Source organism: Pantoea sp. S18, assembly GCF_045689705.1.
GTDB classification, from domain to species: domain Bacteria; phylum Pseudomonadota; class Gammaproteobacteria; order Enterobacterales; family Enterobacteriaceae; genus Pantoea; species Pantoea symbiotica.
Genome location: NZ_CP142688.1, coordinates 2,354,376 through 2,370,039 on the forward strand (window position 1 = coordinate 2,354,376; position 15,664 = coordinate 2,370,039).

A 15,664-nucleotide genomic window follows, 5' to 3' on the forward strand; every position below is an offset into this window, starting at 1 on the left:
ATCACTTCACGCTGAAGCTGTAGCTGCCTTTGGTTTTATGCCCATCAACGGACAGCACATGCCAGTTAACCTGATAATTGCCCGATGGCAGCGGCTGGCTGATCGGCACAATCAACTGATCATGTTGTTTATCGTTGAGTTCGGCTTTTCCGACCGCCACCGGCTGATGTTGAGCATTAAGCACATCCACGCCACTGAACGCCGCTTCAACATCTTCGGTAAAGGTCAGCGTTAAATTCTGCGGGGACGTTTCCACCACCGCTTTATCGGCTGGAACCGGTGTTTTCAGGTGAGCATGCGCCATGGCAAACTGGCTGAAGGCCAGCGTTGATGACGCCAGAAGTAGCGCGACGACCGAGTTGAACGCAGTTTTCTTCATGACTTCTTCCCTTTTAAATACGGCAAACCACCGTAAACGTGGCAGCAGGATACGCCGCCGATCCGCAGGTGTCGAGACTTGCGGTGCGATCCAATCCCCTTGATCCCAAGGTCCGAAACCATTACTTTTGCCCCTGTTTATCAGGAGAAAAGCATGAGCCAAAACCTTGCCCTGCTCTCGCAGGAAGAGAAAGACAAAGTGAATGTCGATCTGGCCGCCGCAGGCGTTGCATTTAAAGAGCGCTACAATATGCCGGTGATTGCCGAAATGGTAGAACGCGAGCAACCCGAAGCGCTGCGTGACTGGTTTCGTCAGCGCTTAATGAACTATCGCCAGGCTTCGCTTAGCCTGTCGCGCCTGCCCTACGAACCTAAGCAGAAGTAATTTATGTTACGTGTTATTGATACCGAAACCTGCGGCCTGCAGGGCGGCGTGGTGGAAGTGGCGTCGGTGGATGTCATTGATGGTCAGATTGTTAATCCGATGAGTGACTTAATCTGCCCGGATCGCCCCATCAGTCGTCAGGCAATGGCGGTACATCGCATTACCGAAGCGATGGTAGTGGGCAAACCCACCATTGAAGAAGCGATTGGCCGCTATCATGGCAGCCCGCATTATGTGGCACACAACGCCAGCTTTGATCGTCGCATGTTGCCCACCATGCCAGGCGAATGGATCTGCACCATGACGCTAGCGCGTCAGCTGTGGCCCGGCATTAAGTATGGCAATCAGGCACTGCGTCACAGCTTAAAGCTGGATGTCACGCCGCCAGCCGAACTGCATGCGCACCGCGCATTGTATGACTGCTACGTTACCGCTGCGCTGCTGATCCGCATTATGGAAACCTCAGGCTGGAACGCCGAGCAGATGGCGAATTTATGCCAGCCCGCGCCGGTGAGCGGCGATGTGTTCCCGTTCGGCAAATATCGCGGTCAGAGCATTGGCAGCATCGCGCGCAAAGATCCCGGCTATCTGCGTTGGGTGCTGGAAAATGTGCGCGATTTGCGCCCACCGTTACGGCAGGCGCTGCGCAAGTACGTGAAGAGCGATCAGTAATCGACGCGGTCTGGCAAGCTGCCCTGCGCCAGGCCGATCAGGAAAGTGAACTCCTGCGCCACACCTTCATAGGCTTTGAAACGACCCGATTTGCCGCCGTGACCAGAATCCATCTCAGTGCAGAGTAACAGCAGCGAATCGTTGGTTTTAAGCTCACGCAGTTTCGCCACCCATTTGGCCGGTTCCCAATACTGCACCTGTGAATCGTGCAGGCCGGTGGTAACCAGTAAATGCGGATAGGCTTTGGCTTCGATGTTGTCATACGGGCTGTATTTGCGGATGAGGTGATAAAACTCCGCCTGTTCAGGATTGCCCCACTCATCGTATTCGCCGGTGGTCAGCGGAATCGTCGGATCGAGCATCGTAGTCACCACATCCACAAACGGCACCTGCGCCACCACGCCGTGGAACAGATCCGGCGCCATGTTCACCACGCCGCCCATCAGTAATCCTCCGGCGCTGCCGCCCATCGCGTAGAGCTGCTGACGATTGCCATACCCTTTCGCCACCAGCGCTTCGGTGACATCAATAAAATCAGTGAAGCTGTTGATTTTATTCTTCAGCCGGCCACCGTCATACCATTGCTGGCCGAGTTCGCCGCCACCGCGCACATGAATAATGGCGTAGACGAAGCCGCGCTCGAGCAAGCTGATGCGGCTGGTGCCAAAGCTGGCATCCATGCTGCTGCCGTAAGCGCCGTAACCATATACCAGCAACGGATTGTTACCGCGCTGGAAATGCTTGCGGTGATAGACCAGCGAAACCGGTACTTCCGTCCCATCGCGCACGGTGATCCACAGATGCTCGCTTTTATAATCCTCGGATTTGAAGCCCGGCACCGGCGTGCGCTTTAGCACGCGACGATCGCCGGTTTCCATGTTCAGTTCAAACAAGGTGGTCGGCGTGGTCATGGAAGAGTAGCCGTAGCGCAAGGTGTCGCTTTCCGGCGAAGGATTATAGGCAAGCCAGGTGACATAGGCCGGATCGTCGAAGGCGATACCAAAGCTTTCGCCGCTCTCCCAGTTAATCTGCCGTAAGGTGTTTACACCGTGCTGACGCTCTTCCACCACCAGCCAATGGCGGAACAGCTGGAAATCTTCCAGCACCACGTTGTCACGCGCCGGGATCAGCGATTGCCAGCGCGCTTCCGCCAGCCACGCGCTGCGATAGAGACCGAAGTTTTTGCCGTCGCGATTCGAGCGAATGTAGAACTGATGATTGTAGTGATCGATGCTGTATTCGTGATCACGGCGACGCGGACAAAAGGTTTGCGGCTGCGCATCTGGATACTCGGCGTCGATCAGCAGAATCTCGCTGGTGTTGGTGCTGTATAGCGCAATCAGAATGAAGTGCTCGGAGGTGGTTTTGTGCACGCTCAGGTGGAAGGAATCATCCTTCTCTTCATACACTAGCTGATCGTCAGATTGCGGATGACCCAGTTCATGACGCCACACCTGATACGCCAGCAGCGTTTTCGGATGCTTACGCACGTAGTAGAGCGTGCGCGAATCATTGGCCCAGGCCACGCTGGATGATGCATTGGTCAGCACTTCCGGATACCAGCTGCCGCTCTGCAAATTACGGAAGCGAATGCCGTATTGACGGCGCGACAGGAAGTCTTCCGCTAAGGCCATCACCTGATTGTCCGGCGTAATCGCCAGCGCGCCCATGGTGTAAAAATCACTGTGCGAGGCGCGTTGGTTCCCATCGAGCAATAGCTGCCATGGCTCATCAGCCGGCGCGTCTACTGGCTGACGGAAATAAGCCGGATACTCATTGCCCACTTCATAACGGCTTTGATAGCGATAACCGTTTTTCACATAGGGCACCGAGTGATCCTGCGGCGGAATACGGTCGACGATCTCTTTCAACACCCGTTCCTGCAGCGGATTCTGCGACGCCATCATGGCGCGGCCATAATCATTTTCGGCGTGCAGATGGGCCAGCACTTCTGGATTCTCGCGGTCGTCATCACGTAACCAGTGATAATTATCGATGCGCGTTTCACCGTGCAGATTCATGGCATGGGGAATTTTTTTCGCGTGTGGCTGATTCATTAGGCTCTTCTCCCTGAAGGACAACATTCAGCAAGCGTGGCACTAATCGCGTGCGATGCCAAGCTGCACGCAGCATCACTTTGCGCAGGGCAAGCCAGACAGGGAAAACGAAGGCTGCGGATGCAACCTTCGTAATGGATTACGCGGCTTTTTCCGCATCGATATCACGTTGAATATCGTCGCGCACATCCTGGGGAATTTTCAGCGCATCGCCGAGCGCGGAGAGATAACTGCGCTCCATAAAGTGGTCGACATCAATGGCGGCACAGCTGAGGAAATAGAGCTCCAGCGCCTCTTCTTCGTTTTTGACATCGGCGGCCAGCCAGTTGGGATCGAGCGGGCGATTCATCGCCTGCTGAATCAGCGCTTCGGCTTGTGCGCCGTAGCCGGCCTGCTGAATGTTTTGCTCAATCGCTGCGCGCTCCTGATCGTCAATATGACCGTCACTTTTAGCCGCGAACACCAGCGCCGTGACTAAACGCTCTGCGCGTTGATCCATCGGCGTTTGCAGCTGACCAAAGCCCGCATCGTCCTGATGGGTTTCACGTATGCGCTGTTTGTATTTGTTCCACAGCAGCGCGCCCGCCGCCGCGCCGCCGCCCAACAACAAGGCTTTGCCGCCATATTTGGTCAGCAACTTACGCGTGGATTTACTGCCCACCAGCAATCCCGCCAGCCCGCCCAATGCGCCGGGTGCCAGCATGTCACTTAAGCCGCCCGACTTTCCGCCACCGCCCTTCTTCGCCAGCACCGATTGAATTTGCTGTAGCCAATTACTCATCGTTTAACTCCCGTTTAATTTTCCGTTCTCCATGCTGCCGCAGGCTGTGTCAGTTAACGTCAGAGCGGGAAAAGTATGGCAAACCTGATCGTGGCGAAAGCGTGAGTACGCAAACGTTTTCGTTTATACTGCGCGCGCATTTTGACTGCTAAGGTGAAATTATGACGACTCTCGGAACCGCGCTGCGCCCTGCCGCTACGCGTGTCATGCTGTTGGGTTCAGGCGAATTAGGCAAAGAAGTGGCACTTGAGTGCCAGCGTCTGGGTGTGGAAGTGATCGCGGTGGATCGTTACGCCGATGCCCCAGCGATGCACGTGGCGCATCGCAGCTATGTAATCAACATGCTGGACGGCGACGCGCTGGCCGCATTGATTGCCCAGGAAAAGCCGCACTTCGTGGTGCCAGAAATTGAAGCCATCGCCACCGAAAAACTGCTGGATCTGGAAGCGCAAGGTCAGAAAGTGGTGCCGACCGCACGCGCTGCACGTCTGACCATGAACCGCGAAGGCATTCGTCGTCTGGCAGCGGAAGAGTTGTCGTTACCGACCTCGACTTACCAGTTTGCTGACAGCAAAGAGAATTTTGTCGCCGCAGCTGAGACGATCGGGTTCCCATGCATCGTTAAGCCGGTGATGAGCTCATCCGGTAAAGGCCAGAGCTTTATTCGTGAAGCCAGCCAGCTGGACAAAGCCTGGGATTATGCGCAGCAAGGCGGACGTGCCGGTGCGGGCCGCGTGATCGTTGAAGGCGTGGTGGAGTTTGATTTCGAAATCACCCTGCTGACCATCAGCGCGGTAGATGGCATCCACTTCTGCGCGCCGATTGGTCATCGTCAGGAAGATGGCGATTATCGTGAATCATGGCAGCCGCAGCAGATGAGTGAACTGGCGCTGCAACGCGCGCAAGATATCGCCGCTAACGTGGTGAAAGCGCTCGGCGGATACGGCCTGTTTGGCGTGGAGCTGTTCGTCTGCGGTGATGAAGTGGTGTTCAGCGAAGTATCACCGCGTCCGCACGATACCGGCATGGTTACGCTGATTTCGCAGGATCTGTCTGAGTTCGCGCTGCATGTGCGCGCCTTCCTCGGTCTGCCAATTGGCGGTATCCGTCAATACGGTCCTGCAGCGTCGGCTGTGATTTTGCCTGAGCTGAACAGCCAGAACGTTGTGTTCGGGAATATCGAAGCCGCGCTGGGTGCCGGGTTGCAGCTGCGCCTGTTTGGTAAGCCGGAAATTGCCGGTCAACGCCGTTTGGGTGTGGCTTTGGCGACCGGTGAAAACACCGATGAAGCTATCGCGCGCGCCGTTGCCAGTGCAGCAGCGGTGAAAATAGAAGGTTAAGTCAGTATTAAGAGGTCGCCATGAATGGCGACCCTACCAAAAACCGCCACATTACCGTAGGGTCGCCATTCATGGCGACCGATTCACACTTAACTGGCAAGCTTTACGCCATCAATGGCAATCCGATAAACGCCGTTATGCGCGTGCCCCTTCAACCGCTTCACGCGCCAGACGCGTAATACGATCCCAGTCACCGCTTTCCAGCGCATCATTCGGTACCAGCCACGAACCGCCGATACACAGCACACTTTTCAGCGCCAGATAATCACGATAGTTGGCTGGCGAGATGCCGCCGGTTGGGCAGAAGCGCACTTGCGGGAACGGACCACCGATCGCTGATAATGCTTTCACGCCACCGTTGGCTTCCGCCGGGAAGAATTTGAATTCACGCAGGCCGTAATCCATACCGGTCATCAGTTCTGAAACCGTGCTGATACCTGGAATCAATGGCACCGGACCTTCAACTGCGGCTTTCAGCAGCGATTCCGTCAATCCTGGGCTGATAACAAACTGCGCACCGGCGTCAGTGACTTCTTTCAATTGTTGGGTGTTGATAACCGTGCCCGCACCAACAATCGCTTCCGGTACTTCTTTAATCATGGCGCGCAGCGCGTCCATCGCCACCGGGGTACGCAGCGTGACTTCCAGCACACGCACACCGCCCGCTACCAGCGCTTTCGCCATCGGCACCGCGTGTTCCAGCTTGTTCACCACGATGACCGGCACGACCGGGCCAGTTTTCAGGATCTGTTCAGCACTTGTTTTCCAGTTCTTCATCACGTTTCCTTAGTTGCATCAGCCCGGCGTTTGACCACGCTGTCAATAATTGGGCTCTACCATACAAGATTGGCTGGAGCGGCGTCCATCGGATATCAAAATTTTTTGAAACTCAGGTTCACTTTTAAGAAAAATGAATTTTGGCCGAAAAAAAAGCCCGCGCATTGGCGGGCTCAGCATTAGGTCTTTATTCGAACTCGTTCCAGGAACGGCCATCGCGGGTAATCATCGCGACAGAGGCAACCGGTCCCCACGTTCCCGCCTGATACGGCTTCGGCGCTTCGGCATCGGCATTCCAGGCATCGATGATTGAATCCACCCAGCCCCACGCCGCTTCCACTTCATCACGACGTACAAACAGCGCCTGAATACCGCGCATGGTTTCCAGCAGCAGACGCTCGTAAGCATCGGCCAGATGCGACTGGTTGAAGGTTTCGGAGTAGCTCAGATCCAGCTTAGTGGTCTGCAGTTTATGCTTGTGGTCGAGTCCCGGCACTTTGTTGAGGATTTCGATATCCACACCTTCGTCCGGCTGCAGACGAATGGTCAGCTTGTTCTGCGGCAGTTCAGCGTACGAATCTTTGAACAGGTTCATCTCAGGATTCTTGAAGTACACCACCACTTCAGAGCATTTGGTTGGCAAGCGCTTGCCGGTACGCAGATAGAACGGCACGCCAGCCCAACGCCAATTGTCGATATCCACGCGGATAGCAACGAAGCTTTCAGTGGCGCTCTGCTTGTTCGCGCCCTCTTCTTCCAGATAGCCCGGCACTTTCTTGCCCTGCACAAAACCGGCGGTGTACTGACCGCGTACGGTTTTATCGCGTACGTTGGTTTGATCAATACGGCGCAGTGAGCGCAGCACCTTCACTTTCTCATCACGAATCGCATCCGCACTCAGATCGGATGGCGGCGACATAGCAATCATGGTGAGAATCTGCAACAGGTGGTTCTGAATCATGTCACGCATCTGGCCAGCTTTGTCGAAGTAACCCCAACGGCCTTCGATACCGACCTCTTCCGCCACGGTGATCTGCACGTGATCGATGGTGCGGTTGTCCCAGTTGTTGACGAAGATGGAGTTGGCAAAACGCAGCGCCAGCAGGTTAAGCACCGTCTCTTTACCAAGATAGTGGTCAATTCGGAAAACCTGACCTTCTTCGAAGTATTTGCCAACGCTGTCATTGATCTCTTGCGAGGTTTCCAATGAGGTGCCGAGCGGCTTTTCCATTACTACACGCGCCGGTTTGGCATTCAGTTTGGCGGCGCCTAGACCGTCACAAATCGCGCCAAAGGTGCTTGGCGGCATGGCAAAGTAGTTAATGGTTACGCGGTTTTTCTGGTCAAGCATTTTGCCCAGTTTGGTGAAATGCGAGGTGTCATTTACGTCGAGGTTACAGAAGTCGAGACGGCTGCTGAGAGTGTCCCACAGCGCTTCATCGATCTTCTCTTTCATGAAGGTTTCCAGCGCTTCACGTACCACTTTGGTGTACGCAGCTTTGTCCCAATCCGCGCGACCCACGCCTATAATGCGAGTGGTTTCATGAATCTGACCGGCTTTTTCCAGCTGATACAGTGATGGCAACAGTTTACGGCGCGCTAAATCGCCTTTGGCACCGAAAATCACCAGATCGCATGCCTGGGCTGTTTGTGTAACCGCCATTTTCCTCTCCTCGTTGCAGGATATACCCGGCTTGAGCGTTCTCATCACGCCGGGTCCTTATTGTAATTTTCTTACAGCACAATGTACGTTTTTCGCCGGTCCAGGACAACCCGAACACCGCGTTTTGCTGGCGTTAACTGTGAACGTAATAAAGGTGTTAAGTGTGTTGTAGCGTGCCATTTGAGCACATTTTCTGTTTCGATATTTGTCGTGGCAAAACACGTCAGCGATCAAAGTATCGCAAAAAATTCGCGTTTACATTTGTCCTCCGCTGCGTGCGAGGTGCTATTACACGGTATATTCTTGGGAATTGGCAGCGATTTCATTGATTGATGAACGCGGAAAAGTGATTGACGCTCATTAGGTTAAACCATGCTGGAACAAATTCAGGCGCAACTCGATGCGTTAAGTAAATCAGAACGTAAAGTCGCAGAACAAATTCTCGCTGCGCCGCAGCAGGCGATGCACTCCAGCATCGCCACGCTGGCACGCGCCGCTGACGTCAGCGAACCGACGGTGAATCGCTTCTGCCATCGTATGGGCACGCGCGGCTTTCCTGACTTCAAATTGCAGCTCGCGCAGAGCCTGGTGAAAAGCCCAAACTGGGTGAGCCGCGATGTGGAAGAAAATGACAGTGTGGAAAGTTATAGCCACAAAATTTTCGATTCCGCGTTAGCCGGCCTTAGCCGCGTCCGCCAGCAACTCGATTCTCAGATTATTCGCCAGGCCGTTCAGGCATTATCAAACGCCCATAAAATTGCCTTCTTTGGCCTTGGTGCCTCTGCCGTGGTCGCCCACGACGCCACCAATAAATTTTTGCGTTTTAATCTGCCGGTCATCTGGTCAGAGGATATTGTGATCCAGCGCATGAGTTGCATAAATAGTGGTCCAAATGATGTGTTTGTTCTCATCTCACATACTGGTCGCACCAAAAATATGGTAGAACTGGCTCGCCTGGCGCGTGTAAACGCTTCCACTGTGCTGGCTATCACTTCTCCGGGTTCCCCACTGGCGGCCGAAGCCACACTGGCTTTGACGCTCGACGTGCCCGAAGATACCGATATCTACCTGCCAATGGTTTCCCGCCTCGCACAATTAACCGTGATTGATGTTCTGGCGACAGGGTTTACCCTTGAGCGCGGCGCCGCTTTCCGTGAAAATTTGAAACGGGTGAAAGAAGCGCTGAAAGATTCACGCCTGGAGAAACAGGCGCAGGAAAATAATTAACATCACATTCACAATGTGAGTCGAATCACAGCCCATCGATCATATAGAATAGATGAACACTACGTGTCACTTGAGAGCGACACGATACTTTGCTAACGGAGTCCTTCATGTCCAGACGTCTCAGAAGAACCAAGATCGTTACAACCCTCGGTCCAGCCACCGATCGCGACAACAACCTCGAAAAAATCATCGCGGCGGGTGCTAACGTTGTACGACTCAACTTCTCCCACGGCACACCGGAAGATCATCAGCAGCGCGCCAACAAAGTCCGTGAAATCGCGGCGAAACTGGGACGTCATGTGGCGATCCTTGGCGACCTGCAAGGTCCAAAAATTCGCGTCTCAACCTTCAAAGAAGGCAAAGTGTTCCTTAACGTCGGCGATCGTTTCCTGCTGGATGCCGATTTAAGTAAAGGCGAAGGCGACAAAGAAAAAGTCGGTATCGACTATAAAGGCCTGCCAGAAGATGTGGTGCCAGGCGATATCCTTCTGCTGGACGACGGTCGCGTGCAGCTGAAAGTGTTGGAAGTTCAGGGCGTAAAAGTGTTCACCGAAGTTACCGTCGGCGGTCCGCTGTCTAACAATAAAGGCATCAACAAACTTGGTGGCGGCCTCTCTGCCGACGCGCTGACCGAAAAAGACAAGGTTGATATCGTTACCGCCGCGAAAATTGGCGTGGATTATCTGGCCGTCTCCTTCCCACGTAACGGCGAAGATATGAATTACGCCCGCCGTCTGGCGCGCGACGCCGGCTGCGATGCCAAACTGGTGGCGAAAGTGGAACGTGCTGAAGCCGTTGCCTCACAGGAAGCAATGGATGACATCATCCTCGCCTCTGATGTGGTGATGGTTGCGCGTGGCGATTTAGGGGTAGAAATTGGCGATCCTGAGCTGGTGGGTATTCAGAAAGCGTTGATCCGTCGCGCGCGTCAGCTGAACCGCACCATCATCACTGCAACGCAGATGATGGAGTCAATGATCACCAATCCGATGCCAACGCGTGCCGAAGTTATGGACGTGGCGAACGCCGTGCTGGATGGTACCGATGCGGTGATGCTGTCGGCGGAAACGGCTGCAGGCCAGTATCCGGCTGAAACCGTATCAGCGATGGCGAAAGTGTGCCTCGGCGCAGAAAAAATCCCGAGCGTAAACGTTTCCAAGCATCGCCTGGAAGTGCAGTTCGATAACGTCGAAGAAGCGATTGCCATGTCGGCGATGTATGCTGCCAACCATCTGCAAGGGGTTTCGGCCATCATTACCATGACCGAATCGGGCCGTACCGCGCTGATGACTTCACGTATCACTTCCGGTTTGCCGATCTTCGCCATGTCACGTCATGAACGTACCCTGAACCTGACCGCGCTGTACCGTGGTGTTACACCGGTGTTCTTCGATAGCAATAATGATGGTGTTGCCGCCGCGCATGATGCAGTTAACCTGCTGCGCGAGAAAGGTTTCCTGGTTTCAGGCGACCTGGTGATTGTTACCCAGGGTGACGTGATGTCCACCACTGGCACCACCAATACCAGCCGTGTACTGCGCGTAGATTAATACGCACCACCGACAGCGGCTGTAACAACATGGACAAACGCGACTGCCTGGCAGTCGCGTTTTTATTTTTTTGACAAGGAGGCCAGATGGCCCGCTATCAACCTATTACTCAACTCACCGGGCGCGTGCTGCTGTTTCCGCTCGCGCTGGTGCTATTTGAGTTCGCCACCTATATCGCGCATGACATGATCCAGCCCGGCATGCTGCTGGTGACGTCTGAATTCAGCGTAGGCCCGGAATGGGTGTCCACCTCATTAACCGCGTATCTGATGGGCGGCGTGGTGCTGCAATGGCTGCTTGGTCCGCTTTCAGACAAATATGGCCGCCGTCCGGTATTACTGTTTGGCATTCTGTTCTTCGCAGCGGCCTGTATTCTGACGACGTGGGTCAGCAGTATTGAAGAGTTTGTCGCGCTGCGTTTTGTGCAGGGCATTAGCCTGTGCTTTATTGGCGCAGTCAGCTATGCGGCGGTGCAGGAAGCCTTTGACGAAGCGCTGGCGGTGCGCATGATGGCGCTGATGGCCAACGTTGCGCTGCTGGCACCGTTAGCGGGCCCGCTGGCCGGTGCGGCATGGCTTACCGTTGGCGAATGGCGCAGTATGTTCTGGCTGTTTGCCATTTGCAGCGTTATTGCGTTTGCCCTGCTGTGGCGTGTAATGCCGGAAACGGCTGGCGACCGCAGTCACTCTATCGCTCTGCCAACGCTGGCGCGCGGCTATGCGCGTTTAGCGCGCGATCGTCAGGTGATGTACGGATCCTTTGCGATTGGGTTGGTGTTTATCCCGATCCTGACATGGGTGGCGCTGTCGCCAGTGATTCTGATGCACGATGAAGGCTTGTCACGCATGCAGTATGCGCTGCTGCAGTTGCCGGTGTTCCTGGCGATGATTGCGGGCAACATCACGCTGGGAAAACTGGCAGGACGCGTTCCGATTGAGCAGCCAGTGAAATTTGCTGCGTGGCCAATCCTGATTGGTCTGAGCATTTCGCTGCTGGCTAACTTGCTGGATAGCCACACCTATCTGCTACTGACCGCCGGTTTAAGTCTGTACGCTTTTGGCGCGGGCATGGTGAATGCCGGTCTGTACCGACTGACGCTTTACTCAAGTAATGAAGGCAAAGGTAGCGTGGCGGCGATGCTCGGCATGATCAGTATTCTGACCTTAGCAGTCGGGATTGAGCTGGCGAAAAGCGGCTACTTCAGCGGCGGAACACCGTGGTTTAGCGGGATTAACTTCGTGGCTGGCGTATTGTGGTTTGGGCTGGTGACGCTGTTCCTGCGCGAGCGTAAGCGTCGCAGTCATGTGGCAGTGGTGTAATTGGTTTTTTAGGGTACGGGTCGCCATGAATGGCGACCCTACGTTTACTTCTTAGGATAAAGATCTTTGCGCGCGTAAGGTTCAATGTCACCTTCCTTACGCGTTTTCAGCAGCTTTAAAATCCAGGTGTACTGTTCTGGATGTGGGCGCACAAACACTTCTACTTCTTCATTCATGCGGCGTGCCAACGTGTTGTCATCGGCATCCAGCAAGTCATCCATAGGCGGACGCACATAGATTTCCAGACGATGGGTTTCGCTGTTATACACCGGGAAAAGCGGCACCACGCGTGCACGGCACACTTTCATCAGGCGACCGACTGCCGGCAACGTTGCTTTATAAGTGGCAAAGAAATCCACAAACTCGCTGTGTTCCGGGCCGTGATCCTGGTCCGGCAGATAATAGCCGTAATAACCCTGACGCACCGAAGCGATAAACGGCTTAATGCCGTCATTACGCGCATGCATGCGGCCACCAAAACGGCGTCGCACGGTATTCCACAAATAATCCATTAACGGATCGCTTTGATTGTGGAACATCGCCGCCATCATCTGACCTTCAGACGCCAGCAGCATCGCCGGAATATCTACACCCCAACCATGCGGCACAAGGAAAATGACGTTCTCTTTGTTCGCCTGCAGTTGCTCAATGATGTCCCGGCCGTGCCAGTCAACGCGCTTACGCACATGTTCGGGATTGCGTAATCCGAGTTCAACCATCATCGCCATCGCCTGCGGTGCAGTGGCAAACATACGATCAGCAATCTCATTGCGCTGCGCTTCACTCAATTCCGGCAGGCAATAATAGAGATTGATCAGCGCACGGCGGCGCGCACTTTTCGCCAGTTTACCGGCGAACTTGCCCAATCCGCCCAGAATCGGATCGCGCACTTTGGCGGGAAGTAATGCCATGCCGGCCAGCGCGCCAACCGCTAGCCAACTTCCCCAGTATTTCGGCTTTAAAAAAGAACGTTGAAAAACGGGAATAAACTCACTGTTATTTTTCTTTCGGGTTTCCATGCACTCGCCTCTGACAATGACCGGTCAATAATAGTGACGATGGTTAATTTTGCAATCTTCATGCGCCAGATAGCAAAAAACCGACGAAGAATCCGTCGGTTTTTAAGTGTTACGCGCAATAATGCGTTATTTCAACGTCAATTGCGGCAACCAGGTTTTGACTTGCGCCATGTAAGTGCTGCGATCTTTACCCGTCAGCCCTTCCATGCGCGGCAGTTTTGCCGTCAATGGATTCACTGCCTGATTGTTGATCCACACTTCATAGTGCAGATGTGGGCCGGTTGAACGTCCGGTGTTACCCGACAGCGCAATACGATCACCGCGTTTCACTTTTTGTCCCGGTTTCACCAGCGCTTTACTCAAGTGCATATAACGCGTCATGTACTGACGACCGTGACGAATTGCCACGTAATTTCCGGCAGCACCGCCATTTTTCGCCATCACCACTTCACCATCACCCACGGCTAACACTGGCGTACCAATCGGCAGCGCGAAGTCGACACCTTTATGCGGTGCGATGCGGCCGGTTACCGGGTTAAGGCGGCGCGGATTGAAGTTGGAGGAGACACGATATTGCTTAACCGTTGGGAAACGCATAAAGCCACGTGCTAAACCAGACGCGTTGCGATCGTAGAACTTGCCGTCTTCCGCACGGAAGGCGTAATAATCTTTGCCGCCGGTGCGTAAACGCACGCCCAGCAGTTGGCTTTGAGCACTTTTGCCATCGAGCATTTCACGTGACATCAACACACTGAAATCATCACCGGCACGCAGTTTGCGGAAGTCCATTTGCCACTGCATCGCTTTAATGACGTTGCTGGTTTCTGCGCTGGTCAAGCCCGCACGTTGCGCGCTGGCGGCAAAGCTGCCGCGTACTTCACCTTTCAAGACGCTGTTACGCCATTCACCCTTTTGCAGCTCCTGCTGCATCTTGAAGCTGCCGTTGTCGGCGCGCTGATAAGTACGGGTTTCACGACGATCGATTTCCCAGCTGAAGGTTTGCAGTTGACCATCCGCATCCAGCGTCCAGCTCAGTTGCTGGCCGACGCGCATGTTGCGCAAATCTTTATCGCTGCTGACCAGTGCATTGATGTCGCCCATCTCAATACCGTACTGATTTAACGCGCTGCTCAGCGTATCGCCTGAAGAGACGGTGTAATCATGTACATTGGGATTGTCCGGTACGTCTTTATCGATGTCGTCAGCAGGAATATCGTCGGCCGGTTCTTCGGTAGTTTGATCAATCGGCTCGCTGGCTTCTGGCAACAGCGTACGTAATTCGTCTTTGTCCAACGCGATGGTTTTCACGATGGGCGCAACATCACGTGGATGGTAAACGTAAGGCCGCCATACTGCGACGGCCAACGTGACAACGGTTAATGAACCCAGCATAACGCGGTGGGGGCGCGGCAAATTATTAAATGCGAGGGCGACAGAGCGGGCTATCTGCTGCACTTTTACCTATTCCTCATGCTCCATTCAGGCAGCTCGCATACTGGCTCGACAACTGTGAAAGGAATTTCACGTAGCTGTCTTTGGATAAGCTGATGTCCATTCCCAATGGATCTAACGTGCCTTTACGGACGGAAGTTCCACGGGACACGGCATCGATGACGGCCGGTCTGAATTGTGGTTCAGCGAAAACGCAAACGGCTTTCTGCTCAACCAACTGTGTTCGTATTTGATGTAAACGCTGGGCGCCCGGCTGGATCTCAGGGTTAACGGTGAAATGCCCTAAAGGTGACAAACCGTAATGTTTTTCAAAGTAGCTGTAAGCGTCGTGAAAAACGAAATAACCCTTGTTCCGCACAGGCGCGAGTTGCGCGCCGATGTGTTTGTCTGCATCGGCTAATTCTGCCTTAAATTCCTGCAGATTAGCGTCAAGTTTGGCTTTGCTTTGCGGCATAAGTTCCAATAATTTTCCATGGATTGCAACCGCAGTTTGTAAGGCCATGTCAGGGGACATCCACAGGTGCATATTAAACTGGCCGTGGTGGTGATGTGCATGAGAAGGGTCTTGGTCTTCGGAATTTTCTGAGTCATGATCATGATCGTGACCGTGCTCATGTTCCTCATCGCCATCATCGCCGCTAATCAAAAGCGGTTTTATACCTGGCAAAGCGGCAATTTCCAGATTTTTATTGGCGGGTAATTCGGCCGCTGACTTGGTGAGAAAGGCTTCCATTTCAGGCCCCGTCCACACCACTAAGTCTGCGTTTTTAATACGTTTTACATCGGAAGGGCGTAAGGCATAATCATGTTCTGATGCGCCATCAGGCAGCAATACTTCAACTGGCGTAATGCCATCTGCGATAGCCGCTGCGATAAATCCTATAGGTTTGATTGAAGCGACAACTGCAGAGTGCGCAGGTAACGCGCTTGAAGCGGCAATTGCCGCAGCAGTAAGGGTGAAAATAAGGCGCTTTTTATTGTGTAACATAATACGTCATTCCATCGTGACCCGTTGATGGAATGTGATATTATAACATTCGAAAT

General features: G+C 53.9%; 14 protein-coding genes. 6 read left to right on the forward strand and 8 right to left on the reverse strand.

What is annotated here, in order from left to right:
* Position 1: 1 nt before the first annotated feature.
* Positions 2–379 (reverse strand): copper homeostasis periplasmic binding protein CopC, encoded by a 378-nt coding sequence (gene copC / locus VIJ98_RS10910; protein WP_323273898.1) that lies wholly within the window; start codon positions 377–379, stop codon positions 2–4.
* Between the two features lie 153 nt (positions 380–532).
* Here copC and VIJ98_RS10915 point away from each other — a divergent pair, with 153 nt between their 5' ends.
* Complete coding sequence (locus VIJ98_RS10915; RefSeq protein ID WP_008110458.1) at positions 533–763, forward strand: DNA polymerase III subunit theta; 231 nt, start codon at positions 533–535, stop codon at positions 761–763.
* A gap of 3 nt (positions 764–766) precedes the next feature.
* Entirely contained in the window at positions 767–1,435 is a 669-nt protein-coding gene (gene exoX / locus VIJ98_RS10920; protein WP_008110459.1) for an exodeoxyribonuclease X, read from the forward strand.
* Here the strand turns inward: exoX and VIJ98_RS10925 are convergent.
* Positions 1,429–3,492, reverse strand: a complete 2,064-nt coding sequence (locus VIJ98_RS10925) for a prolyl oligopeptidase family serine peptidase (protein ID WP_323273901.1) — start codon at positions 3,490–3,492, stop codon at positions 1,429–1,431. The two genes, exoX and VIJ98_RS10925, sit on opposite strands and share 7 nt — an antisense overlap.
* Positions 3,493–3,631: 139 nt before the next feature.
* On the reverse strand, positions 3,632–4,273 hold the full coding sequence (locus VIJ98_RS10930) for a DUF533 domain-containing protein (RefSeq protein WP_323273903.1): 642 nt from the start codon (positions 4,271–4,273) through the stop codon (positions 3,632–3,634).
* 161 nt (positions 4,274–4,434) lie between these two features.
* On the opposite strand from VIJ98_RS10930, the gene purT reads away from it, so the two are divergent.
* A complete protein-coding gene (gene purT / locus VIJ98_RS10935; protein WP_323273905.1) occupies positions 4,435–5,613 on the forward strand; it encodes a formate-dependent phosphoribosylglycinamide formyltransferase in 1,179 nt (392 codons plus the stop codon).
* A 135-nt stretch (positions 5,614–5,748) separates the two neighbouring features.
* Here purT and VIJ98_RS10940 read toward each other — a convergent pair whose 3' ends face one another.
* Both VIJ98_RS10940 and zwf read right to left on the reverse strand, forming a co-directional pair.
* The gene (locus VIJ98_RS10940) at positions 5,749–6,390 is read right to left on the reverse strand and encodes a bifunctional 4-hydroxy-2-oxoglutarate aldolase/2-dehydro-3-deoxy-phosphogluconate aldolase (protein ID WP_008110463.1); all 642 of its coding nucleotides are present in this window, start codon (positions 6,388–6,390) and stop codon (positions 5,749–5,751) included.
* 187 nt (positions 6,391–6,577) lie between these two features.
* Positions 6,578–8,053: a glucose-6-phosphate dehydrogenase gene (zwf, locus tag VIJ98_RS10945; protein ID WP_061718590.1), complete on the reverse strand. Its 1,476-nt coding sequence runs from the start codon at positions 8,051–8,053 to the stop codon at positions 6,578–6,580.
* 372 nt (positions 8,054–8,425) lie between these two features.
* Here zwf and VIJ98_RS10950 point away from each other — a divergent pair, with 372 nt between their 5' ends.
* From VIJ98_RS10950 to VIJ98_RS10960, 3 genes are all read left to right on the forward strand, one after another.
* Positions 8,426–9,280, forward strand: a complete 855-nt coding sequence (locus tag VIJ98_RS10950; RefSeq protein WP_008110468.1) for a MurR/RpiR family transcriptional regulator — start codon at positions 8,426–8,428, stop codon at positions 9,278–9,280.
* A 107-nt stretch (positions 9,281–9,387) separates the two neighbouring features.
* On the forward strand, positions 9,388–10,830 hold the full coding sequence (gene pyk / locus VIJ98_RS10955) for a pyruvate kinase (protein ID WP_008110470.1): 1,443 nt from the start codon (positions 9,388–9,390) through the stop codon (positions 10,828–10,830).
* Positions 10,831–10,916: 86 nt separating this feature from the next.
* A complete protein-coding gene (locus VIJ98_RS10960; RefSeq protein ID WP_323273907.1) occupies positions 10,917–12,149 on the forward strand; it encodes an MFS transporter in 1,233 nt (410 codons plus the stop codon).
* A gap of 44 nt (positions 12,150–12,193) precedes the next feature.
* On the opposite strand, the gene lpxM is transcribed toward VIJ98_RS10960, so the two are convergent.
* The 3 genes from lpxM to znuA all read right to left on the reverse strand — a co-directional run bounded on the left by lpxM (position 12,194) and on the right by znuA (position 15,608).
* Complete coding sequence (lpxM, locus tag VIJ98_RS10965; RefSeq protein ID WP_323273909.1) at positions 12,194–13,168, reverse strand: lauroyl-Kdo(2)-lipid IV(A) myristoyltransferase; 975 nt, start codon at positions 13,166–13,168, stop codon at positions 12,194–12,196.
* A gap of 126 nt (positions 13,169–13,294) precedes the next feature.
* A complete protein-coding gene (gene mepM / locus VIJ98_RS10970) occupies positions 13,295–14,623 on the reverse strand; it encodes a murein DD-endopeptidase MepM (protein ID WP_265297855.1) in 1,329 nt (442 codons plus the stop codon).
* A gap of 13 nt (positions 14,624–14,636) precedes the next feature.
* Positions 14,637–15,608: a zinc ABC transporter substrate-binding protein ZnuA gene (gene znuA / locus VIJ98_RS10975; protein ID WP_154156410.1), complete on the reverse strand. Its 972-nt coding sequence runs from the start codon at positions 15,606–15,608 to the stop codon at positions 14,637–14,639.
* Positions 15,609–15,664: the final 56 nt, after the last annotated feature.

Excerpts from the sequence above, each read along its gene's own strand:
- copC (WP_323273898.1), bottom strand. The coding sequence starts at position 379 with ATGAAGAAAACTGCGTTCAACTCGGTCGTCGCGCTACTTCTGGCGTCA.
- VIJ98_RS10915 (WP_008110458.1), top strand. The coding sequence starts at position 533 with ATGAGCCAAAACCTTGCCCTGCTCTCGCAGGAAGAGAAAGACAAAGTG.
- exoX (WP_008110459.1), top strand. The coding sequence starts at position 767 with ATGTTACGTGTTATTGATACCGAAACCTGCGGCCTGCAGGGCGGCGTG.
- VIJ98_RS10925 (WP_323273901.1), bottom strand. The coding sequence starts at position 3,492 with ATGAATCAGCCACACGCGAAAAAAATTCCCCATGCCATGAATCTGCAC.
- VIJ98_RS10930 (WP_323273903.1), bottom strand. The coding sequence starts at position 4,273 with ATGAGTAATTGGCTACAGCAAATTCAATCGGTGCTGGCGAAGAAGGGC.
- purT (WP_323273905.1), top strand. The coding sequence starts at position 4,435 with ATGACGACTCTCGGAACCGCGCTGCGCCCTGCCGCTACGCGTGTCATG.
- VIJ98_RS10940 (WP_008110463.1), bottom strand. The coding sequence starts at position 6,390 with ATGAAGAACTGGAAAACAAGTGCTGAACAGATCCTGAAAACTGGCCCG.
- zwf (WP_061718590.1), bottom strand. The coding sequence starts at position 8,053 with ATGGCGGTTACACAAACAGCCCAGGCATGCGATCTGGTGATTTTCGGT.
- VIJ98_RS10950 (WP_008110468.1), top strand. The coding sequence starts at position 8,426 with ATGCTGGAACAAATTCAGGCGCAACTCGATGCGTTAAGTAAATCAGAA.
- pyk (WP_008110470.1), top strand. The coding sequence starts at position 9,388 with ATGTCCAGACGTCTCAGAAGAACCAAGATCGTTACAACCCTCGGTCCA.
- VIJ98_RS10960 (WP_323273907.1), top strand. The coding sequence starts at position 10,917 with ATGGCCCGCTATCAACCTATTACTCAACTCACCGGGCGCGTGCTGCTG.
- lpxM (WP_323273909.1), bottom strand. The coding sequence starts at position 13,168 with ATGGAAACCCGAAAGAAAAATAACAGTGAGTTTATTCCCGTTTTTCAA.
- znuA (WP_154156410.1), bottom strand. The coding sequence starts at position 15,608 with ATGTTACACAATAAAAAGCGCCTTATTTTCACCCTTACTGCTGCGGCA.